The sequence below is a fragment of the Actinoallomurus sp. CA-142502 genome, assembly GCF_050936355.1.
GTDB classification, from domain to species: domain Bacteria; phylum Actinomycetota; class Actinomycetes; order Streptosporangiales; family Streptosporangiaceae; genus Actinoallomurus; species Actinoallomurus iriomotensis.
This window is the reverse complement of record NZ_JBNJMY010000001.1, coordinates 7,555,098-7,576,172: the sequence shown is the minus strand read 5'-3', so window position 1 is coordinate 7,576,172 and position 21,075 is coordinate 7,555,098. Positions and strand designations below refer to the sequence as shown.

The following is a 21,075-nucleotide window of genomic DNA, read 5'->3' as shown; positions in this document are numbered from 1 at the left end:
CCCGAACGATAACGGCGCGGGCCGGGGATTAGCCCGCAGTGTCCGCGACGACGTGGATGAGGTTGCCCGCCTGGGCGACGATGGCCCGGCGCCAGGCGTCGAAGGTCGGGTCGCTCACGTTGAACGAACTCTCGAAGTGCTGCATGTCCGGCGTGTGGATGTGGCCGGCCGGGATGTGCAGGCCCATCCGGTCGCGCAGCAGCGTGTTGCGGTAGGCGCTCTCGTTGGACAGGTAGTTGCCCCCTCCGCCGCTGTACGAGCAGGAACCCGGGTCCGGCGGCGTCGGCGCGGTCGGCGGCGGGTAGTCCGTCGGCGGCGGATTGTTGCGGGTCACCTGCCGGGTCGAGGCGCAGTCCGGGAACTCGGTGTAGTTCGTGTGCCAGACGACGCCGAACGCCACGGACGGGTCCGGCCACTCGTCGCCGGGCGGCCGGGGAATCGAGGCGCCGGTGTTCGCGCGGATCAGCTGGGCGATCGGCAGCGTGGTGGTGGTCCACTGCGGCGGGTCGGTCAGGCTGAAGGTCTTCGGACCGCCCCAGCGGTCCACGACCGCCGAGTCGCAACCATGCTCGTTGACGGCGAGCTGCGGCACGCCGCCCACCGTCGGGCACGGCCGGCTGTGGTCGTTGCCCGGTGAGACGCCGTGGTAGCGGCCGTTCCACTGTTCGAGGTCGAACACCGAGTCGCCGGCCTGGCTCACCGTGATCGATGCGTCGACCCGCCGGGGGCCGGGGCGCATGTACGGCCCGACGGTGTCCTCCAGATAGCCCTGCTGGAACTCGGTGTAGTTGACCGGAAGCGTGTACGCCTGGATCTCGGCGGTCCGGCCGCCCTTCGTCCTGTACGTGGTGCCGTCGAGGGCGAGGGCGGTGGCTCCGGACGGGTTGCCGTGCCGGATGTTGTCGCCCACCGTTCCCGGAGCGCTGCCGGTGGTGCCGCCGTCCAGCGTGTACGGGTCGAAGCCGCTCACGATGACCCGCCGGACGCGCCTGCCGGCGGGGAACCGGATGTCGAACATGCCGCGGGACGCCCGGTCGTACGCCGTGATCAGCGCGGACCGCTGCGTGCCGGACAGCGCGAAGCCGGGGGTCCAGCGGCGCAGGGTGGCGGTCGACTGGAGACGCGTCCAGTAGAGCGGGCGGTCGTCGCTGTACGGAAGGGCGCCCGTGACGCGGCCCTTCCGCTGGGCGCGGGCCACGGCCGCCCGCCAGAGCGCCTCGCCCTCGCTCCGCACCAGCGCCGTCGCGGCCTCCAGACCGCGGGTACGGCACAGCCGCCGCGTGAACTCCGGCCCGTAGCCCTGGAAGCCGCCGCCCTCGATCATCTGGTCGGCGAACGAGGCGGACTGGGGAGTCGACGGGTCGTCGTTGTCGGGCAGGACCCAGGACAGCCGGCTCTCCTCGACCGACAGCGGCGCGGTGGAGCCGACGCATCCTCCGGCGCCGGTCCGCGCCGAAGCCGGGGTCGTGCCGAGAGAGACGCCCGTCGCCGAGAGAACGGCGAGAACGCCGACGGCGGCTCCGTACCGGATGCCGGGGAGTTTCATCCTGTTCCTCTTCGACGATCGTCACCGTTGACAGCGACTGTAAGAAGTAGTTCAACAACCAGTCAAGGTGGACCCTGCCTGAACCTTACTGTGTAAAGGCGCCGGCCCGGGGCCTCAGCCCCAGACCTCGGCGGCCGTCTCCACGATGAGGCGGAGCTTGGCGACCTCCTGGTCGTACGTCAGCACGTTGCCCTCCACCGTCGAGGAGAAGCCGCACTGCGGGGACAGGCACAGCTGGTCCACGTCGATGTACTTCGACGCCTCCTCGATGCGCCGCTTCAGCGTGTCCTTGGACTCCAGGTCCCCGCGCTTCGTCGTCACCAGGCCCAGCACGACCCTCTTGCCCCGCGGCACGTACCGCAGCGGCTCGAAGCCGCCCGACCGCGCGTCGTCGTACTCCAGGAAGAAGCCGTCCACGTTCAGCTCCCCGAACAGTGCCTCGGCGACGAAGTCGTAGCCGCCCGAGGCCACCCACGAGGAGCGGAAGTTGCCCCGGCACATGTGCGTGGTGATCGTCATGCCGTCGGGGCGATCGGCCAGCGCCGCGTTGATCTGCTTGATGTACCGCAGGTGCATGTGCTCGGCGTCGTCGCCCCGCGCCGCGAGCTCGGCGCGCTGGGACGGGTCGTTCAGGTACGCGAGGCTGGTGTCGTCGAACTGCAGGTACGTGCAGCCGAGCTCGCCGATGCGGCGGACCTGGTCGGCGTACGCCGCGCTCAGGTCGGACCAGAACTCCTCCACGTCCGGGTACACGGCCGGGTCGATCGACGCGGGGCCGCCGCGGTAGTGGACCATGCTGGGGGAGGGGATGGTCAGCTTCGGCGTGTTCTTCGTGACGTAGCCCTGGAGCGCGCGGAAGTCGTCGGCGAAGATCGTGTGGTCGAGCCGCACCCGGTCGTGCACGCTGAGCGCGGCCGAGGTGAAGTTCAGGTCGCCGGCCTCGTTGCGGAAGTGGATCTCCATCTGCCCGCCGGCGGCGGGGTCGATCCCGCCGAGCTGGTAGATGAAGTCCATGTGCCACGTCGTACGGCGGAACTCGCCGTCGGTGGCCGTCCGTAGCCCGACCTCCTCCTGCATCGCCACGACGGCGCGGATGGCCTCGTCCTCTGCGGCCCGGAGCTCCTCGGCGGTGATCCGCCCGGCGGCGGCATCCTCGCGGGCGCGCAGGAGCTCCGGTGGCCGTAGCAGGCTTCCGACATGGTCGGCGCGGAACGGGGGCTTCGCGTGTGCCGGCATCGTCGCCTCCAACTGGTTGACGGTTTGATCAGTCTGCTCCGCCCGCGCCGAACCGTCGAGTCACTGCGCCGCGCTCTCCAGGCGTTCGATGCGGCGGATCAGCGGCTCGATCTCCCTGCGCACGGCCGCGGCCAGCGCCGCCTGCGGATCGACGGCCGATTTCTGCGCGCGCAGGTGGGCGTAGCCGGCGACCGCCGCGCTGACCGTACGGCGCACCGCACGCGCGTCGGCGCCCAGCGAGCGCAGGACCTTGCCGGCCGTGCCGTCGGGCTCCAGCGCCAGAGCCACCAGCAGGTGCTCGCAGCCGATGTAGTTGTGCTGCATCCCGATCGCCTCGGTGGCGGTGAGCTCCAGCGCGTTCGCGGCCGGACCGCTGAAGCGCCGTCCCGCCTCCTCCTCGGCGGCGGCCGGGGTCGCGCGCGCCAGCTCGCGGGTCAGCTGGTCCGGCTGGATCTCCAGCACCTGCAGGACCTGCAGGCCCAGGTTGCCGCCCTCGTCCAGCAGTCCGCCGAGAAGGTGCTCGGTGCCCACCTCGGGCACGCCCTGCTCGCGGGCCCGCCGCACCGCGAGCCGGAGCGTGGTGCGCGCCCGTTCGGTGAAGTTCGGCAGGCGCGAGGCCAAATCCTCCGGGCCCGTGTCGCTGAGGACCGCCGCGCGGATGGAGTTGACCCGGCGGACCGCCTGGTCCAGCGCGCGCTGGCAGATCGCGGACACGGGCACCCCCGAGTCCTTGACGGCCTCGGCCAGGTCGTCGGGCAGGTAGACGTTGATCTTCGGCATCTCGACATCCCTCCGGATCTGTAGGTGCGGTTACCATAACCCCTATGGGGGTACTTTCATATAACCCCATCAATGACTTTCGGCGACATGAACGACGGCGGCGCCGATGTTCTGGTGGAATGTTGGATCGTGCGCAAAAGGTCGAATATCGAACCCGGAATGGAACTCGGCGGACGCTACCGCGTGGAGGAACCGATCGGGGCGGGCGGCATGGGGGACGTCTGGCGCGGCGTCGACCTGCGGCTGCGGCGACCGGTGGCGATCAAGATCCTGCCCGCCGACCTGGCGGCGGAGGAGTCGGCGGTCGAACGGTTCAGCCGGGAGGCGGAGACCACGGCGGCGCTCCAGCATCCGGGCATCACGGTGACGTTCGACATCGACGAGCACCGGGACGGCCAGGAACGGCTGATCTTCCTGGTGATGGAGCTCCTCACCGGCCGTGACCTCGGCAGCTTCCTCGCGCGAGAACCCGGTGGAGTGTCGATCGAGATGGCGGTCTCGGTGACGGCGCAGGCGGCGGACGCGTTGGCGGCGGCGCACTCGCGCGGGATCGTCCACCGCGACATCAAACCCGCGAACCTCTTCCTGCTCGACGACGGGCGGGTGAAGCTCTGCGACTTCGGCATCGCCCGGCTCAGCGACGCGACACAGCTCACCGCGGCTGGCAGCTTCATCGGCACGCCCCTGTACATGGCCCCCGAGCAGTTCCGCGGCGAGCGGCTCGACGCGCGCTCCGACCTTTACTCGCTCGGCTGTGTGCTGTACGAACTGCTCGTCGGCGCGCCGCCGTTCGACGTGGCGGACAATCCCGCCGCGATCATGTACCGGCATCTCAACGAGACGCCGGCCCCTCCCCGGTCGCGCCGGCCCGACGTGCCGGACCATCTCGACCGGCTGACTCTCGACCTGCTCGCCAAGGACCCCGCCGCGCGGCCGCAGAGCGCCCCGGCGGTCGTCGCCGCCCTGCGCGGCCAGGCCGACCGGCGGCCCCCGGCCGCGCCGACGACCCCCGACTGGGCTCCGAATCATCATTTCCCGAGTAACGCGGCGACCCGCCAGGACGAGCCGCCGGAGACCATCGGACACTCCCGGCCGAAGCGGGGGCGCCGCGCGGGCGTCATCGCCGGTCTCGGCGCCGCGGTCGTGGCGCTCGCCGCGGGCACGGCCGTCGCGCTGACGTGGGACGGCAAGCCGCCGCCCAGGCCCGGCCCCACCCCGACGAAGAGCGCCGCTGTTCAGACGCCGCGCGCGGAGAAGACGGGACCGTTGATCGCCGGCTGGAAGACGACGCTCGCCCCGCAGTACGGGATCGCCTACGACGTGCCACCGACCTGGAAGGTGCAGAGTCCCGACTGGGTGACCTGGTTTCCGGACGCGAAGAAGAACATCCTCGCCGCGGAGAAGGCCGTCGCCGAGGTCGACCAGGGCAAGTGCACACGGGCCGATGCCGGTATCCGAGGTGGCGTGCTGTCCGCCCAGACGCCGTCAAAGGACCAGCTGGGCACTCTGCAGTACGCGGCCGCCGATGAGGCCCGCAAGTGGGCGAGTGCCGCCTACGGGGGAGCGGGCGCTCATCCCCGGCCGCCGACGGTCAGCACCGGCCAGGGCGGAAGCATCACGCTCAACGGCATCGACGCCGCGTACACCATCGTTTCGGTGACGACCGCCCCCGGCGGCGACGCCTGCACCCCACCGCACGCGATGGTGGAGACGATCGCCATGGCGTCGGTGCCGGGATCGTCGACCGGACCGACCTTCTTCACCGTCTTCGCGGACCGGAACGTCTCCGGGGAGGTCTCCAGCGAGGAGATCAAGAAGGTCATCGGCACCATTCGCCCGTACACCTGCCCGCCCGGTAAGAAGGCGCAGGATGACAACCAGTGCCATTGACGACCGTGCGGTGAGGCGGAAGAGGCGGCTCGCCGTGGCCGGGCGCGCCGTGGGGTAGTTTCGAACGCGGTTCGGAACAGTGCCACGGGAGGGCCGATGACCTTCACATCCCCCGGTGACGTACGTGAGCGGCTCTCGTCCGTGGGCTATCTGCCCGACGACGCCATCGCGACGACGGTCTACCTGGCCGCGGCGTTGGGCAAGCCGCTGCTGGTCGAGGGGCCGGCCGGGGTGGGGAAGACGGAGCTGGCCAAGGCCGTCGCCGAGATCACGCGGGCCGGGCTCGTACGGCTCCAGTGCTACGAGGGCCTGGACGAGCCGCGCGCCCTGTACGAGTGGAACTACAAGAAGCAGCTCCTGCGCATCCAGGCCGCCGGTGACCAGGACTGGAACGCCACTCACGACGACATCTTCACCGAGGAGTTCCTGCTCGAGCGGCCGCTGCTGACCGCGATCCGGCGCGCCGACCCGACCGTGCTGCTGATCGACGAGACCGACAAGGCCGACGTCGAGGTCGAGGGCCTGCTCCTGGAGGTGCTGTCGGACTTCCAGGTGACCATCCCCGAGCTGGGCACGATCACCGCCGTGCGCCGGCCGTTCGTCGTGTTGACCTCCAACGCCACCCGTGAGCTGTCCGAGGCGCTCAAGCGGCGCTGCCTGTACCTCCACCTCGACTATCCGAGCCCCGAACGCGAGCGCGAGATCGTCAGGGCCCGCGTGCCCGGCATCGAGGACGCCCTCGCCGAACGCCTCGCGCAGGTCGTCGCCACGCTGCGCGCGCTGGAGCTGAAGAAGGCGCCCTCGATCGCCGAGACCATCGACTGGGCCCGTACGCTCCTCGCACTCGGCCTGGACCACCTCGACGCGGACGCGATCAACGCCACCCTGGGAGTCGTCCTCAAGCACCACTCCGACCAAGAGCGCGCCCGCAAGGAACTCGATGGCTCTTCTCGATAGGCACATCGGTTTCGTCGCGGCGCTGCGCGAGGCGGGGCTGCCGGTCTCGCTCGCCGAGGGGCTCGACGCCGTCCACGCGCTGGAGGCGGTCGACCTGGGCGACCGGGCGTCGCTGCGTGCGGCGTACGCGGCCACGCTCGTCAAGCGTCCCGCGCACCGTGAGGCGTTCGACCTGCTCTTCGACCTGTGGTTCCCGGCGGTCATGGGCAGCACCGAGGAGGCGCGCGACCGGCCCGCGTACGGCGACCCGGAGCTGGCGCGGCTCCGCGACGAGCTCAGCGGCATCCTGCTGAGCGGCGACGATGAGGCCCTGCGCGCCTTCGCCCGCGGGGCCGTGGGCGCGTACGGGCGCGGCAACGGCGGGTCGGGGACATGGTTCTCCTACCAGGTGCTGCGGATCCTGTCGGCGGACACGCTCATGGCCGGGTTGCTGAACGCCGTGCTCGCCGAGCGCGGCGGCCTGGACGAGAAGATCGCGCGGCGGACCTTCGCCCGGCGGATCGCCCGGTTCGAGGAGCTCGTCGGGCAGGACGTACGCCGCCGGATCGCCGAGGAGGGCGGCCTGGAGCGCGTCGCGCGGGCCAACGTGCGGCCGCCGCTCGAACAGGTCGACTTCCTGCGCGCCACCCGTGCCGACCTGGCCGCCCTGCGCCGGGAGATCCACCCGCTCGCGCGCCGTCTCGCCACGCGCCTCACCGTGCGCAAACGTCACGGGCGGCGCGGGCGCCTCGACTTCCGCCGTACGGTGCGGACCTCGCTGTCCACCGGCGGCGTGCCGCTGACCACGCACCACCGCCCGCGCCGTCCGCACAAGCCGGAGCTGGTCGTGCTCTGCGACGCGAGCGACTCCGTCTCCTCCTTCGCCCACTTCACGCTGTTGCTGACGTACGCGCTGCGCGAGCAGTTCGCCAAGGTGCGCGCGTTCGCGTTCATCGACGGGCTGGACGAGGTCACCCGGTTCTTCGCCCCCGGCGCCGACGTGGTCGAGGCGATCACCCGGATGACGAACGAGGCCGACATCGTCTGGGTGAGCGGGCACAGCGACTACGGGCGCGCGTTCGCGGTCTTCGAGGAGCGGTACGGCGACGCGATCACGCCCAAGACGTCGTTGCTGATCCTCGGCGATGCCCGGACGAACTACCAGGATCCGGGCCTGGACACGGTCCGCCGGCTCATCGGGCGGGCCCGGCACGCGTACTGGCTCAACCCCGAGCCGGCCAGGGACTGGGACTCCGGTGACTCCGCTGCCTCGGTGTACGCCGAGGTGTTGCCGATGCACGAGTGCCGGAACCTGACGCAGCTCGCGGAGTTCGTCGAGACGCTGGCCTGATCCCGCCGCCGAGGACGGGGTATGGCATGCGATATGGACCTTTCGTTCCTCAGGGCGCTGTATGACCGCCCGGGGCCGTTCGCGTCGGTCTATCTCGACATGCGGCGTACGGAGGATCCGCGGGCCGTGGAGGTGCGCCGGCACGTCCAGTGCAAGGAACTGGCCGATCAGGGGGCCCCGCCGGAGACGATCGCGGCGGTCGAACGCGTCGTTCGCGATGAGAAGGAGCGGCGGGAATCCGGTTGCCTGGCGGTGTTCGCGTGCGGCGGTGAGGTCGCGTACGCGGTGCTGCTGGACGGCCCGCCGCGTGAGGAAGTGGCCCGGTACGCGCCGCTGCCGCACGTCGTACCGCTGCTCGAACAGCGGGGGGAGCCGGTCTCCCGGCTCGTCGCCGTGGTCAACCGGCTGGGCGCGAACCTCACCTGCGTCGCGGCGGACGGCACCCGGTGGGGCGCCGTGGTGCCGCCGTCGGTGGAGGCCCCGGTGCACAAGCCGAAGGGCGGAGACATGTTCCGCCAGCCGCACGTGCAGCAGGCCGCGGAAGAGGCATGGCGCGCCAACGCGAAGAAGACCGCGCGCGTGATCGACCAGACCGTCGGCTCCTGCGGGTTCGAGCTCGTGGTGATCGCGGGCGACGTACGGGAGCGCGCCGCCGTACTGGAACAGCTGTCCGAACCCGTGCTCGCCCGCACCGTCGAGTCGCGCGCCGGCGGACCGGGCCTGGACGCCGACGTCGCCGAGACGGTACGGCGGACCCGGGCCGCGCGGATGACCTCCGCCGTGGAGCGCTTCAACGAGCAGCTGAGGAAGGGCCGCCGTGCCGTGGATGGCCTGCGGCCCGTCGTCGGCGCGCTCCGCAACGCCCAGGTCGCGAGCCTGCTGATCGACGGCCGCGCGGACGCCGGTACGCCGGTGTGGACGGGGCCGCGCTGCACCGACCTGGCGACCTCACCGGACGAACTGCGCGACCGCGGCGTGGCCGACCCGGTGCCGGACCGCGCGGACGCCGCCCTGGTGCGGGCGCTCGCCGGCACGGACGGCGAACTGCTGCTGATCACGCTGGACGACTGGCGCGCCTACCAGGGGCTGGGCGCGCTGCTGCGGTACGGGGACCGCGCCGCCGTCCCGTGAGACGCCGCAGGCGGATCTACCTGACGCTGATGGGGATCTGCGGCCTGCTCTACCTGATCTCCTGGACGGTCGTCGCGCCGTTCTCGCGGGTGTGGGCGGTGGCGCTGTCGGCGGTGGCGTCGATCCTCCCTCTCGTCGCGGTGATCATCGCCAACCGCGACGGGACGAACTGACCGCCGGCCGGCGCCCGCGGCACCTGCGGGCACCGGCCGGCGGCGGCTCAGGCGGCGAAGCGCAGGACGGCGCCGATGCCGTGTTCCAGCGGCGGCCCCTCCTCGGACAGGACGACGATCTCCGCGCCGGTCTGCGCCAGCGCGCGGGCCAGGACGGCGTCGGCCCGGTCCTGCTCCGGCTCGGCGATGTTCACCGCGCGCAGGTCCGCGGCGGAGGCGGCCACGTCGGTCGGCGCCGGGCCGAACCACAGGCGGTCGGTGGACTCCGGATGATCTTCGATGACGAGCGTGTCGACCTGGGCGCGGCGCAGCGCCTCGGTCACGGCGGTCAGGCCGGTGACCGCGCGGCCGCCCTCGCCGCGCTCCCGCTCGAAGCGTTCGACCCGGCCGGTCAGGTTCTCCGTCTCGGCCAGCTCGACGGCGCGCTCCACCTCTTCGGCCAGCGGCGCGCCCTCCGCGTGGCGGGACTCCACCGTGCGGGCCAGCACGGGCTTGGACAGCTCGTCCAGCACCGCGCTGCGCGCCTGCGGGTCGCCGGCCAGGACGATCACCGCCGCCTTCTCGCGGGTGGCCTGCTCATCGACCGTACGGGCGACGGCCTTGGCGTTGGCGCGCCAGGTGTCCTCGGCCGCGCGCTGCATCCGTGACTGGTTGAGGTCGCCGCCGTGGGGCTTGCGGATCGGGAACTCGTTCTCGGGCCGGACCTCGGTGGTCCGGCGCGTCCGGTCGCGGCCCACCCGGGTGATCTCGGCACCCTGCCGGTCGGCCACGACGACCAGGTACGGAAGCGGCTCGGGCCCGCCGGCGAGCAGCGGCATGACGTGGGGGAGCGGCCCGTAGTGCACCTGCTCGGCGACGGGCGGCGCGTCCCGTACGTCGGACAGGACCACGCCCGCGTCCGTGGCGAACGCCGTGAGCCCGCCGGAGGTCCGGCGCTCGTCGTGCTCGCGCACCAGGTCGTCGAGGGCGGCCAGGGCCTCCCGTGGAGCGCCATCGGCGGCCGCCTTCTCCCGCAGCGCGCGCCAGCGCAGCTCGATGAGCTTGGACGAGTCCTCGGCCGTCCGCATCATGTCCAGGTAGATCGACACGTAGGGGCCAGGCCGTTCGTACAGCGGTCGGAGAAAGGAAAGGTCCATGGGGCTCGCCGTTACCCGCTCCTGCCGGGCCAAACATGGGTGCCGCGACGGAGGCGCGCGACATCGGCCGGGGGAGGTTACCGGGTCCGCGCCCGGGTAGGCGACCGACATGGCAGACGCGGTGATCTTCGATGTGGACGGCACGCTGGTCGACACCAACTACCTGCACGCGGTGTGCTGGTGGGAGGCGTTCCGGCAGCACGGGCACGGCGTGGACATGGCCGACGTCCACGGCGCGATCGGCATGGGGTCGGACAAGCTCCTCGACCACCTGCTGCCGGACGATCGCGACCGTGACGCCGACGACGACATGAGAGCCGCCCACCGGTCGCTGTACGCCACGTTCTGGCCCCGCCTGCGCGCCTTCGACGGCGCGGCGGACCTCCTGCGCGCCTGCGCCGGGCGCGGCATGAAGGTGGTTCTGGCCAGCTCCGCGGCCTCGAGCGAGCTCGCGGCGCTGCGTGCCGCGCTCGACGCCGACGACGCGATCAGCGCCGCCACGTCGTCCAGCGAGGCGGACGAGAGCAAGCCGGCGCCCGACATCGTGTCCATCGCCCTCGAACGCGCCGGCGTGGAGCCCTCGCGCGCGGTGTTCGTCGGCGACACGATCTGGGACGTGCACGCCTGCCGCAAGGCCGGCGTCGCCTGCGTCGCCGTCCGCACCGGCGGCATCTGCACCGAGGACCTCCGCGAGGCGGGCGCGGTGGAGGTCTACGAGAGCACCGCCGACCTCCTGCGGAACCTCGACCACAGCCCCCTCGCCGCCTCCTGAGCGGGCGGCCCGGAAAGATCTCCGTCTCACCCTTCCCGCGAGCCACGCTTTCCACCCTCTTACCCATGTGAGCCACGGCCACCGGGCCGGGCCAGAGGAGAAGAGGACCCGAATGGAACCGGTGGCGGTGGTGACGGCGATGGCGCCGTTGCTCGGCGGCCTGCTCTCCGCGGCAGGCGCCTGCCTACGCGGACGATCCCGGCGGCTGTCGCGGCGGGACCTGGGAGCGCTTCCGCCGGGCAGCCGCGTGATCGACCTCGGCGGTCGCGGCCTGGTGGTCGAGATCGGCGACCCGGCGCGCCCCTCGTCTCCCGCGGGCGATGAGTGATGGCGAAGGCGGGGCGGCCGGTGTCCACGACGGGCCGGATCCGGCCACCGGTGACGCCCGCGCCGCGCCTGCCGTCAGCATGGACCCGATGCGGCAGGGCTTCATGGACTTCTTCGACGCCGAGTACCACCAGGTGGTGCGGTTCCTGATGCTGAACGGCGCCGGCCGGTGGGAGGCCGAGGACGCGGCGCAGCAGGCGTTCACCCGCGGTTGGATCAAGGTGAGGCGCGCGCAGTGGCCGCTGATCGACAGTCCACGCGCCTGGATCCGCGCGGTCGCGCTCAACGAGTTCCGGACCCAGCGGAGGAACCCCGCACCCACCGACCGGCGGCCCGAGAAGGCCGGGTCCGGTCCGGGGCACGCCGAGCTGACCGGTCAGGCCCTGGACGTGGTGTCCGCGCTCAACCGAGTGGAGGACGAGAACGCCCGTGCGGTGGTGGCCCTCGACCTGGACGACATCCCCGGGCCGGAGATCGCGGCCATGCTGGGAGTCACCGAGCAGAAGGTACGCGACCTGCGGAAGAAGGCCCGCCGTACGCTCAAGCGGCACCTGTCTCCGCCGGGCCGGCCCTCGGCGGAGACGGCCCGGCCGGGCGGCGTCGAGGGGAGGGACGGGCGATGACCGACGACCCGCGAGAGCCGCAGGACGAACTCACCGACGAGGAACTCGACGAAGCCCTCGCCGCCGGCCACGCCGACCTGCTGGAGCAGGTACGGATGGGCGACATCCCGATCTCCGCCCTGACGGCGTTGATGGGCGCCACGGACGATGATGAGCCCGCCCGGAACCGGCGCGAGCGTCCGCCGGCCCGACCGGCCGCCCCCGGCGACCCCGATCCGGTGACACTCATCACTCGGCGCGCCCGGTATCTCTCTCACATACGCGCGGTGGACCAGGCCCGCTCATCGCTCGACGCCCTGCGGAATGCCCAGGACCTGATCGAGATGATCCGTGGCGATCGTCCTGCCGCGCGTGAGGTCGTCCTGGGCGTGGTCGATGATCTGGCTCTCGTACCCCATCTCGATCCGAGCTACCTGCGGGAGCTCACCGAGATCCTCCGAGCCGGCGACATCGGCGACGTCGACCGCGCCCGCGCCTGGGTCTACGCCCGCGACTTCGCCAAGGTGCTCCGCACCATCGTTTTCCGCGATCTGGACACCGTCCGATCCTCTGCCCGTCTTTTCGGCAGGTACTTCTCCCTCGACCTGGGAGTGGACGTCCGCGACCCTCGCGACCGCCCCCGCCGGGCCGAGATCGCCCGTGAGCTCGAAAGCGTCCGCGAGCGCGCGCTCTATCTCTGCCCCCGGGAGGTGAACGCCGCCGGTGCGGATCTGTCCGGCCTCCAGGTCACCGACCTGGACGACCTGGTCGGCGTGGTCTGGGATCGGGAGACCCGCTGGCCGCCGGGCCTGCGCGAGCGGGTCGCCGCCTACTCCGAGGAGATCGCCTCGGGCGTCTACCGGGTGGTGCCGTACGGCCCCGAACGCGATCCGGTTCGCGGCCCGGTGGTGTGAGCGGCGGTGCGGCCCGGTCCGGCCTTGTCCGGAAGTGGACCGCCCGGCTCAACCGGCGGGTAACCGCCTCCGTCGTACTCTGCTCGGGCGCGAGGAGCCCCCTGGGACGTGAGGAGACGACCGTGAACGATGTGAGCCGGCGCGGATTCATCGCGGGGACGGCGGGAGCGGTCGCGGCGGGCGTGGCCGCGCCCCGGCGGGCGCGGGCCGCCACCACGGCGACGGCGCTCCCGGATCCCGGCGAGTCCGGCATCGACCACATCGTCGTCGTGATGATGGAGAACCGCTCCTTCGACCACTACCTCGGCTGGCTCCCGGGCGCGGACGGCCGGCAGGCGGGGCTGACCTACACGGACGCGAGCGGCGTCGCGCACGACACCCATCACCTGACCACTCCGTCCGGGTGCGGGTTCAACGACCCCGACCACTCCTACGGAGGCGGTCGGACCGAGTTCAACGACGGCGCGTGCGACGGCTGGCTGCGGGCCGGGTCCAACGACGCGCTGTCCATCGGCTACTTCGAGGCCGCCGACCTGGCCTTCTACGGGCGCGCGGCGCGGGAGTGGACGGTCTGCGACCGGTACTTCGCCGCCATGATGGCCCCGACGTTCCCGAACCGGTTCTTCCTGCACTCCGCCCAGACCGACCGTACGACGACCTCGGTCGACAAGATCGCGACCATGCCGGCGATCTGGGACCGGCTCGCCGACAAGGGCGTCACCGGCCGCTACTACTACAGCGACGTGCCGATCACCGCCCTGTGGGGCACGAAGTACCTGGGCATCAGCCGTCAGATCACCGAGTTCTACCTGGCCGCGGCGACCGGCACGCTGCCGCCGGTGTCGTACGTGGATCCGGGCTTCCTCGGCGAGGCGGTGCCCGGCATGTCCGAGGACGAGCACCCGCTCGCCGACATCCGTCTCGGCCAGCACTTCCTCGGCAAGGTCCACGACGCGATCGTGACCAGCCCGAACTGGGAGCGCACCGTCCTGGTGATCACCTACGACGAGTGGGGCGGCTTCTTCGACCACGTCCCGCCGCCGGTCGGCCCCGACCCGAATCCCGACCTGGGTGCCGGGCTGCGCGGGTTCCGCGTGCCGTGCGTCGTCATCTCCCCGCGAGCGCGGCGCGGCCACGTGGCGCACGGGCTGTACGACCACACGTCGGTGCTGAAGATGATCGAGTGGAGGTTCGGCCTGGAGCCGCTGACCGTACGCGACGCCGCCGCCAACAACCTCGCCGAGGTCCTGGACTTCACCGATGCGCCGAACCTCACGGCGTCGCGCTACAAGATCCCGCTGCCGGTCACGCTCGGCTGCCTGGTGCCCGACCACGCCCACTCCGGCGAGGACTGGCCGGAGCTCGCCGCGCTCGCGCGCAGCCGGGGCTTCACGACACCGTAGGCCGTAGGGAAACTCTCCGGCTCCCGAACTACGATCGGAACCGTTCACATCCGGTCAGGGCGTGGGGAGAACCGTGAGCGACCTCCAGGGAGCGGCGGACGGGCGCAAGCCGGTCTTCGGCGCCGAGCGGCGCGTGCGGATCCTCGAACTCCTCCGCGCGAACGGCACCCTGTCGCTGCGTCAGCTCGCCGAGGCCGTGCAGTCCTCGGAGGTCACCGTGCGCCGCGACGTGCGGGCGCTGGAGGCCGACGGCCTGATCGACCGCCACCACGGCGGCGCGTCCCTGCCCGGCGAGCTGTCCCGCGAGCCGACACACCTGCAGAAGGCGCAGGTGGCCAAGGCGGAGAAGGCGGCCATCGCCGACCTGGCCGTGGCGCTCGTCGAGGACGGCGACGCCGTGGTGATCGGACCGGGCACGACGACGCAGGCGCTCGCCCAGCGGCTGACCGGCCACACCGACCTGACGGTGGTCACCAACTCCCTGCTCGTGGCGCAGGCCCTGTCGGCGTCGCCGCGCATCGAGGTGGTGATGACCGGCGGCATGCTGCGGGGCCCCGTCCAGGCCCTGGTCGGCAGCGCCGCGGAGCGCTCACTCGCGGGCCTGCGCACGCGCCGCGCGTTCATCTCCGGCAACGGCCTCACCGCCGAACGCGGCCTGTCCACGCCGAACATGCAGGTCGCCAGCACGGACAAGGCCCTCGCCGCGTCGGCGGAGGAGGTCGTCGTGCTGGCGGACCACACCAAGATCGGCGTGAACACCATGGTCCAGACGGTCCCCGCCGACGAGATCGCCCACCTGGTCACCGGCGACGCGGCCCCGCAGGAGGAGCTCTACGAACTGAGCGCCCGCGGCGTCCGCCTCCACGTCGCCCGCCTCTGACCGCCGGGGCGGCCCGGGTCCGCCCGGGAGGCGGGGCGGCGTGTCACCGCCGGCGGCGAGGCGCCGCCGAACGGGGCGGCGCCGAACGCATGTGGTCGCGCACCGGCGACAACAGTTCGGCGAGAGCCTCGGTGTCCCGGCGCGACAGCGGCGCGAAGAGCTGGTGCCTGAGGACCTCGGTATGGCCGGGAAGCACCTTGGCGAGCAGCGCCCGCCCGGCGTCGGTGATCGCGACCGTGACGCCCCGCTCGTCGTCCGCTGAGGGCGTACGCGTGACCAGGCCCGCCTTTTCGAGCAGCCCTGCCTGGTAGGTCAACCCGCTGCGGCTGTAGACGACGCCGTCGGCCAGGTCGGTCATGCGTTCTCTGCCGGTCGGCGAGTCGAGGCCGAGACGCGCCAGGAGCTGGAACTGCACGTAGCTCAGATCGCCGGCCTCGCGCAGCTGCTGCTCGACCGCGTGTCGAAGCAGACCCGCCACTTCCATGAGGGCGAAGTACGCGCCCAGCTGGACGGCGTCCAGCGGCTCCGGTGTGTCAGGCATGACACGACCTTACCAGTTGCTTCATTTTCGAAGCACTTGCTTCAACTTCGAAGCACTGCTACGTTGACCGAAGTGCTTCGAGTTCGAAGCACATACCGATCGAGAGTGAGGCACTCACGATGAAGGCGGTTCGCTTCCACGAGTACGGCGACCCTGACGTCCTCCGCTACGAGGACGTCGACGAGCCCGTCCCCGGCACCGGGCAGGTGCGGGTGCGCGTCGCCGCGACGACGTTCAACGGCGTCGATGGCAACATCCGCGCGGGTTTCATGCAGGACCCGATGCCCCTGACCCTGCCGCACATCCCCGGCCTGGACGTCGCGGGAACGGTCGACGCACTCGGCGAGGGCGTCCGCGGCCTTGAGGTCGGTGACCGGGTGGTCGGCTTCCTGCCGTTCGTCGACGACGGCGCCTCGGCGGAGTACGTCCTCGCGCCGGCCGAGATCCTGGCGCCGGCTCCGACGAGCATCCCGCTCGCCGACGCGGCCGCGCTGCCCCTGGTCGGTCTCACCGCGTGGCAGGCTCTGTTCGACCACGCCGAGCTGAAGGCCGGGCAGCGGATCCTGATCAGCGGCGCCGGCGGCGCCGTGGGCGGCTACGCGGTACAGCTGGCCAAGGCGGCCGGCGCCCACGTGATCGCCACCGGCAGCCCCCGCAGCGGCGACCGCCTCAAGGTGGCGGGTGCCGACGAGGTCATCGACCACACCGCCACCGAGGTGACCACCGCCGTGACCGAGCCGGTTGACGTCCTGCTCAACCTCGCGCCGATCACTCCCGCCGAGTTCGCGGCGCTGGCCACCCTGGTCCGCGACGGCGGCGTCGTGGTCAGCGCCACCGTGTGGATGCCCGCCCCGGCCGACGAGGAGCGGGGCGTGCGAGCGATCGACCTCTTCGTCCGCAGCGACGCCGGGCAACTGTCGGAACTCGTGGCGCGCGTGGACCGCGGCGAGCTGACCGTCGACGTCGCCGAGCGCGTCTCGCTGACCGACCTGGCGTCGATCCACGCCCGGGCCGCCGCGGGGACGCTCTCGGGCAAGGTCATCGTCCTCCCGGCCGGCGCCTGACGTCTCGGGTGCGGAGCCAGTACGAGCGGGCGGTGAGGGCCAGGGCCACGCCGTACAGGCCGAAGGCGCCGAGGCCGATCCAGCTCACCAGCAGGGCGTCCGCCGAGCTGGGGAAGTCGCCGCGCGGCACGGTCACGACGCCCGCCGTGCCGAGGGCGGCGTAGCCGACGCCGGCGATCCCGTACGGGGCCAGCGTCGCGGCGCCGAGCAGCGCGGGCGTCAGCGGCAGCCAGCGGGGCACCCGCCGCCCGCGCAGCCCGAGAGCCCAGCGCGGGAACCGCAGTCCCCACGGATACACCAGCCCGAAGATCAGGAAGATGCCGAGCGCGGCGAGCAGCGCGGTGGCGTCCACGCCCCACGACTCCAGCGTGAGCCACATGCCGGAGGCGCCGTTGCGCCGGGACACGGCGAGCACCCGCGCCCGGTCCATGCCCGCGAACGTGCCACCCGCCGCCCAGACCATCTTCATCGCCGCGTACGGGACGAACGCCAGCGCCCCGGCCCAGGCGGCCGCCCGTACGCGCCGGGAGGCCGGTGCGGGCGGACCGGCCGCCGCCGTGGATCCGGCCGGCCGGGGACGGTGGGCGGACACGGCGAGCAGGACCGCGCCGGCCGCGGCCAGCGCGTGGCCGGCGGCCGCCGCCGCGCCGTCCACGCCCTCGCCGAAGACCAGCGTGATCACGTCCATCAACAGCCCGAACGCGCACGCGGCGGAGAGCCCACAGGCTCCCCACAGCGGTACACGCGCACGGCAGAGGATCGCCACGGCCGCCACCCCGGCCACCGCGACCACGGCCCAGTCGGCTCCGGCCGGTCCGGGACGCGGGCCCCGATGGAACAGCGGCGTCCCGGTCAACGCGCAGACCAGCCCGAACCCGCCGTACACCGCCGCCCACGCGAGCCCGACCGGCCTCACCCACGCTCGTTCGTTCGTCACGCCCCCAACGCTGGCGGCCCGCGGCCGGGAGCGTCTCCCCTCTCCAGGGGATCCGCATCCCCTGGACGGACGATCCGCGCGCCGGGGTGGCGCCGCCCGGTCCGCGGCCGGAGGAACACCTGACCGGAGCCGGTTGACCGGAGGCGATCGGAGGGGCAACTATTCCTCTGTCAGGGGGCGACCGGTCCGGGCGAGCGCGGGAGGACTCTCGTGGTACGACCAGCCCTCGAGGCCGCGGCGATCGTCAAGGGCTTCTCCGGCGTGCTCGCCCTCGATCACGTCTCGCTGACCCTCGCCCCCGGTGAGGTGCACGCGCTCGCCGGGGAGAACGGCGCCGGCAAGTCGACCCTCGTGAAGATCCTCACCGGCGTGCAGCGGCCCGACGGCGGGCGGCTGCGCCGCGACGGCGAGCCACTCGTCCTCGACGGTCCGCTCGGCGCGCGGCGCGCCGGCATCCGGGGCGTTCATCAGGACGACAGCCTCATCCCCTCGATGAGCATCGCCCGCAACCTGTTCCTCGGCGAGGAGCCGCGCGGGCGGTTCGGCCTCATCGACACCGCGCGGATGCACCACCGGGCCGCCGAGATCCTCGCCGCGTACGGCCTGCGCGCCGACCCGCGGCGTCCCCTGGCCTCGCTCGGCGCGGGCGCGCAGAAGCTCGTCGCCCTCGCCCGCGCCGTCGCGGCGGGCGCCCGCGTCATCGTGCTGGACGAGCCCACCGCCGTGATGGAGCCGCCCGAGATCGAGATCCTCTTCCGGGTGATCGAGGAGCAGCGCGCACGGAACCGGTCGGTGCTCTACGTGAGCCACCGGCTCGAGGAGCTGTACGAGATCTGCGACCGGGTCACGCTGCTGCGCGAGGGCAGGGTCGTGCACACCGGCCCGCTGACCGCGCTCGCCCGCGCCGGCCTGGTCTCGCTCATGCTCGGCCGGCCGCCCGTACGGCTCCCGGCGGCGCACCCCGGGGAGGCGCACGAGCGGTCGGACGATCCGCCGTACCTGCGCGCCACCGGGCTGACCCGGCGGCACGCGCTGGCCGACGTCTCGATCGAGCTGCGCCAGGGCGAGGTGCTCGGGCTCGGCGGGCTGCTCGGCGCCGGGCGCACGGAGACCGCCAAGGCCATCGCGGGCGCGCTGACGCTCGACGCCGGGCAGGTCACGGTCGCGGGCGCGCCGCTGCGCAACCGGTCCATCACCGGCGCCATCCGCGCCGGCGTCAGCCTGCTCCCGGAGAACCGCAAGGCCGAGGGCATCATCGGCAGCCTGTCGATCCGCGACAACATCAGCCTGGCCGCGCTGCCCCGGCTGTCGCGGTTCGGGGTCGTGTCGACGGCGCGCATCGACCGGATCGTCGAGACGTTCATGCGGCGGCTGCAGATCAAGGCGGCCTCGCCACAGCAGCGGGTGGACGAGCTGTCCAGCGGCAACCAGCAGAAGGTGCTGCTGGCCCGCTGGCTCGCGATGCAGCCGAAGGTGCTGCTGCTCGACGAGCCGACCCGCGGCATCGACGTCGGCGCCAAGGCCCAGCTCCAGGACCTGCTGGACGAGCTGGCCGTGGGCGGCCTCGCCATCCTGCTGATCTCCTCCGACCTGGAGGAGCTGGTCGGCGGCTGCGACCGCGTCGTCGTGCTGCGCGACGGAGCGGTCGCGGCCGAGCTGACCGGGCCGGAGGTCACCGAGGAGGGCATCATCGCCGCGATGGCCTCGGCGCGGGCGCCGGGCGGGGCGTGATCCCGCCGCCTCCGCACGCTCTGAAACGGTCTTCGAGGCGTCAGGCGCCGAGCGCGCCCGCCACCGTGGCGCGCAGGGCACGCCGGCGGCGTTCGTGGTCGGCGTCGGAATCGCCGGGGCCGGCCACCACGGACCAGCCGGCCGCGGACCAGGCCAGTGCCATCGCGGTCACCAGCGCCAGCACGTCCGCCGGATCGAGGCCGGCGGCGACGGTGCCGGCGCGCTGCGCCTCCTCGACCGCCCGCAGCTTCCACCCGCCCGCGCCGCCCCCGGCCGCGATCTCGTCGGCCGCCACGCCTTCGAGCCGCGCCCAGGTGACCAGGCGGAACAGCTCAGGTCGCGCGACGGCCGCGTCGTACAGGCCGGCCGCGTAGCCGGGCAGGTCGTCGGGGGTGAAGGGGGTGGCGTCCACGACGGCGTCGGCGTGCATGCGGTACACGGCGTGGAAGAGCCCGAGCTTGTCGCCGAAGTAGGAGTAGATCTGCGCCTTGTTCACGCCGGCGGCGTTGGCGATGCGGTCGACTCTGGCGCCGGCGATGCCATGGGCGGCGAAGTCGGCGGTCGCCGCGTCGAGCAGCCGCCGGCGGGTGGCCTCGGCATCGCGGACGCGCATGGGAGGAGCTTACCAACCGGTTATTCACTTCGCGGTCCGTGCGGGTAGTCTTCCAACTATCTGTTTAGTTGCTTCATGGGAGAGGGCGACAGTGATGACACAGGCGTACGCGGTCGAGCGGCCGGGCGGGCCCGTTCAGGTGCTCGAGTACGAACCGGCGCCGCTGGGGCCGCTGGAGGTCGAGGTCGCGGTGACGCACTGCGGTGTCTGTCACACCGACGTCGGCATGATCGACGATGAGTGGGGCGTCTCGGCGTTCCCGGTGGTCGCGGGGCACGAGGCGATCGGCGTGGTCACGGCGCTCGGCGACGCGGTGGACCGTACGCGCCTGTCCGTCGGGCAGCGGGTGGGGGTCGGGGCGACGGCGGGCGCGTGCTTCGCGTGCGAGTGGTGCCTCGACGGCCGGCAGCACCTGTGCCCGCACAAGGACAACACGGCGGTCCGCGGCACCGGCGGCGGGTTCGCCAGCCACGTCCGCGCGAGCGACTGGCGATACGCGCACCCCATTCCCGACGTCATCCCCTCCGCGCAGGCGGGGCCGCTGCTGTGCGCCGGGACGACGGTGTTCACGCCGCTGCTGCGGCACGGCGTCCGGCCGACCGACCACGTCGCCGTCGTGGGCGTCGGCGGCCTCGGCCACCTGGCGATCCAGTTCCTCGCCAAGTGGGGCTGCCACGTCACCGCCGTGTCCTCCTCACCGGGCAAGGAGAGCGACGCCCGGCGGTTCGGCGCGCACGACTTCGTCGTGCCGGGGGAGGGGGAGGGGCTGCGGCGGGTCGCGAACGCGTTCGACTTCGTCCTGTCGACCGTCTCGGCGGACCTGCCGTGGGACGCCTACCTGGAGACGCTGCGCCCGCACGGGACGCTCTGCGTCGTCGGGATGTCCGGCGAGTCGCTGACGTTCGACCCGCGGCGCCTGCTGACCGGCGAGCGGTCCGTCGCCGGCGGCGTCACGGGCCCGCCGGCGCAGATCCGGCTCATGCTCGACTTCGTGGCCCGGCACGGCATCCGGCCGGCCGTGGAGACCTTCCCCGTCGCGCGCATGGACGAGGCGCTCGACCACGTACGGCACGGACGCGCCCGCTACCGCGCCGTACTGGAGTTCTGACCGG

At 72.6% G+C, this 21,075-nt stretch carries 21 protein-coding genes; 14 read left to right on the top strand and 7 right to left on the bottom strand.

Translation table 11 applies throughout. The features are described from left to right. Positions 1–28: 28 nt before the first annotated feature. The 3 genes from ACQEV1_RS35520 to ACQEV1_RS35510 form a co-directional block, all read right to left on the bottom strand. Positions 29–1,546: a hypothetical protein gene (locus tag ACQEV1_RS35520; protein ID WP_433399957.1), complete on the bottom strand. Its 1,518-nt coding sequence runs from the start codon at positions 1,544–1,546 to the stop codon at positions 29–31. 114 nt (positions 1,547–1,660) lie between these two features. Further along, the gene (locus tag ACQEV1_RS35515) at positions 1,661–2,782 is read right to left on the bottom strand and encodes a 5-methyltetrahydropteroyltriglutamate--homocysteine S-methyltransferase (protein WP_285632793.1); all 1,122 of its coding nucleotides are present in this window, start codon (positions 2,780–2,782) and stop codon (positions 1,661–1,663) included. A 60-nt stretch (positions 2,783–2,842) separates the two neighbouring features. After that, complete coding sequence (locus ACQEV1_RS35510) at positions 2,843–3,562, bottom strand: Clp protease N-terminal domain-containing protein (RefSeq protein ID WP_285632796.1); 720 nt, start codon at positions 3,560–3,562, stop codon at positions 2,843–2,845. 72 nt (positions 3,563–3,634) lie between these two features. Between ACQEV1_RS35510 and ACQEV1_RS35505 the strand changes: the two genes are divergently transcribed. From ACQEV1_RS35505 to ACQEV1_RS35485, 5 genes are all read left to right on the top strand, one after another. After that, entirely contained in the window at positions 3,635–5,452 is a 1,818-nt protein-coding gene (locus ACQEV1_RS35505; protein WP_433399953.1) for a serine/threonine-protein kinase, read from the top strand. 96 nt (positions 5,453–5,548) lie between these two features. Beyond that, positions 5,549–6,409, top strand: coding sequence for an AAA family ATPase (locus tag ACQEV1_RS35500; protein ID WP_433399950.1), 861 nt, complete (start codon positions 5,549–5,551; stop codon positions 6,407–6,409). Next, positions 6,393–7,739: a vWA domain-containing protein gene (locus tag ACQEV1_RS35495; protein ID WP_433399947.1), complete on the top strand. Its 1,347-nt coding sequence runs from the start codon at positions 6,393–6,395 to the stop codon at positions 7,737–7,739. The genes ACQEV1_RS35500 and ACQEV1_RS35495 overlap by 17 nt, the downstream gene beginning before the upstream one ends. 33 nt (positions 7,740–7,772) lie before the next feature. Continuing rightward, entirely contained in the window at positions 7,773–8,870 is a 1,098-nt protein-coding gene (locus ACQEV1_RS35490; protein ID WP_285632808.1) for a hypothetical protein, read from the top strand. Then, a complete protein-coding gene (locus tag ACQEV1_RS35485; protein WP_433399943.1) occupies positions 8,867–9,043 on the top strand; it encodes a DUF3099 domain-containing protein in 177 nt (58 codons plus the stop codon). The genes ACQEV1_RS35490 and ACQEV1_RS35485 overlap by 4 nt, the downstream gene beginning before the upstream one ends. A gap of 47 nt (positions 9,044–9,090) precedes the next feature. Here ACQEV1_RS35485 and ACQEV1_RS35480 read toward each other — a convergent pair whose 3' ends face one another. Next, positions 9,091–10,179 (bottom strand): Vms1/Ankzf1 family peptidyl-tRNA hydrolase, encoded by a 1,089-nt coding sequence (locus ACQEV1_RS35480; protein ID WP_433399940.1) that lies wholly within the window; start codon positions 10,177–10,179, stop codon positions 9,091–9,093. A 109-nt stretch (positions 10,180–10,288) separates the two neighbouring features. Between ACQEV1_RS35480 and ACQEV1_RS35475 the strand changes: the two genes are divergently transcribed. The 6 genes from ACQEV1_RS35475 to ACQEV1_RS35450 all read left to right on the top strand — a co-directional run bounded on the left by ACQEV1_RS35475 (position 10,289) and on the right by ACQEV1_RS35450 (position 15,077). Next, on the top strand, positions 10,289–10,951 hold the full coding sequence (locus ACQEV1_RS35475) for an HAD family hydrolase (RefSeq protein WP_433399937.1): 663 nt from the start codon (positions 10,289–10,291) through the stop codon (positions 10,949–10,951). Between the two features lie 112 nt (positions 10,952–11,063). Continuing rightward, positions 11,064–11,279 carry a hypothetical protein gene (locus ACQEV1_RS35470; RefSeq protein ID WP_433399934.1) on the top strand — a complete coding sequence of 72 codons (216 nt, stop codon included), beginning with the start codon at positions 11,064–11,066 and terminating at the stop codon, positions 11,277–11,279. Next, positions 11,272–11,901, top strand: a complete 630-nt coding sequence (locus ACQEV1_RS35465; RefSeq protein ID WP_285632817.1) for a sigma-70 family RNA polymerase sigma factor — start codon at positions 11,272–11,274, stop codon at positions 11,899–11,901. The genes ACQEV1_RS35470 and ACQEV1_RS35465 overlap by 8 nt, the downstream gene beginning before the upstream one ends. After that, positions 11,898–12,794, top strand: coding sequence for a hypothetical protein (locus tag ACQEV1_RS35460; RefSeq protein WP_433399931.1), 897 nt, complete (start codon positions 11,898–11,900; stop codon positions 12,792–12,794). Before ACQEV1_RS35465 ends, ACQEV1_RS35460 begins: the two co-directional genes overlap by 4 nt. A gap of 122 nt (positions 12,795–12,916) precedes the next feature. Continuing rightward, positions 12,917–14,197 (top strand): alkaline phosphatase family protein, encoded by a 1,281-nt coding sequence (locus ACQEV1_RS35455; RefSeq protein WP_433399928.1) that lies wholly within the window; start codon positions 12,917–12,919, stop codon positions 14,195–14,197. A gap of 73 nt (positions 14,198–14,270) precedes the next feature. Next, a complete protein-coding gene (locus tag ACQEV1_RS35450; RefSeq protein WP_285576812.1) occupies positions 14,271–15,077 on the top strand; it encodes a DeoR/GlpR family DNA-binding transcription regulator in 807 nt (268 codons plus the stop codon). Between the two features lie 43 nt (positions 15,078–15,120). Here the strand turns inward: ACQEV1_RS35450 and ACQEV1_RS35445 are convergent, their stop codons facing one another. Continuing rightward, positions 15,121–15,618 carry a MarR family winged helix-turn-helix transcriptional regulator gene (locus ACQEV1_RS35445; RefSeq protein ID WP_285576813.1) on the bottom strand — a complete coding sequence of 166 codons (498 nt, stop codon included), beginning with the start codon at positions 15,616–15,618 and terminating at the stop codon, positions 15,121–15,123. Between the two features lie 119 nt (positions 15,619–15,737). On the opposite strand from ACQEV1_RS35445, the gene ACQEV1_RS35440 reads away from it, so the two are divergent. Continuing rightward, positions 15,738–16,682: an NADP-dependent oxidoreductase gene (locus ACQEV1_RS35440; RefSeq protein WP_433399924.1), complete on the top strand. Its 945-nt coding sequence runs from the start codon at positions 15,738–15,740 to the stop codon at positions 16,680–16,682. On the opposite strand, the gene ACQEV1_RS35435 is transcribed toward ACQEV1_RS35440, so the two are convergent. Further along, positions 16,657–17,619, bottom strand: coding sequence for a hypothetical protein (locus ACQEV1_RS35435; RefSeq protein WP_433399921.1), 963 nt, complete (start codon positions 17,617–17,619; stop codon positions 16,657–16,659). The two genes, ACQEV1_RS35440 and ACQEV1_RS35435, sit on opposite strands and share 26 nt — an antisense overlap. A gap of 210 nt (positions 17,620–17,829) precedes the next feature. Between ACQEV1_RS35435 and ACQEV1_RS35430 the strand changes: the two genes are divergently transcribed. After that, positions 17,830–19,350, top strand: a complete 1,521-nt coding sequence (locus tag ACQEV1_RS35430) for a sugar ABC transporter ATP-binding protein (protein WP_433399918.1) — start codon at positions 17,830–17,832, stop codon at positions 19,348–19,350. A gap of 40 nt (positions 19,351–19,390) precedes the next feature. On the opposite strand, the gene ACQEV1_RS35425 is transcribed toward ACQEV1_RS35430, so the two are convergent. After that, on the bottom strand, positions 19,391–19,963 hold the full coding sequence (locus tag ACQEV1_RS35425; protein WP_433399916.1) for a TetR family transcriptional regulator: 573 nt from the start codon (positions 19,961–19,963) through the stop codon (positions 19,391–19,393). A gap of 94 nt (positions 19,964–20,057) precedes the next feature. On the opposite strand from ACQEV1_RS35425, the gene ACQEV1_RS35420 reads away from it, so the two are divergent. Then, positions 20,058–21,071 (top strand): NAD(P)-dependent alcohol dehydrogenase, encoded by a 1,014-nt coding sequence (locus ACQEV1_RS35420; protein WP_433399913.1) that lies wholly within the window; start codon positions 20,058–20,060, stop codon positions 21,069–21,071. Positions 21,072–21,075: the final 4 nt, after the last annotated feature.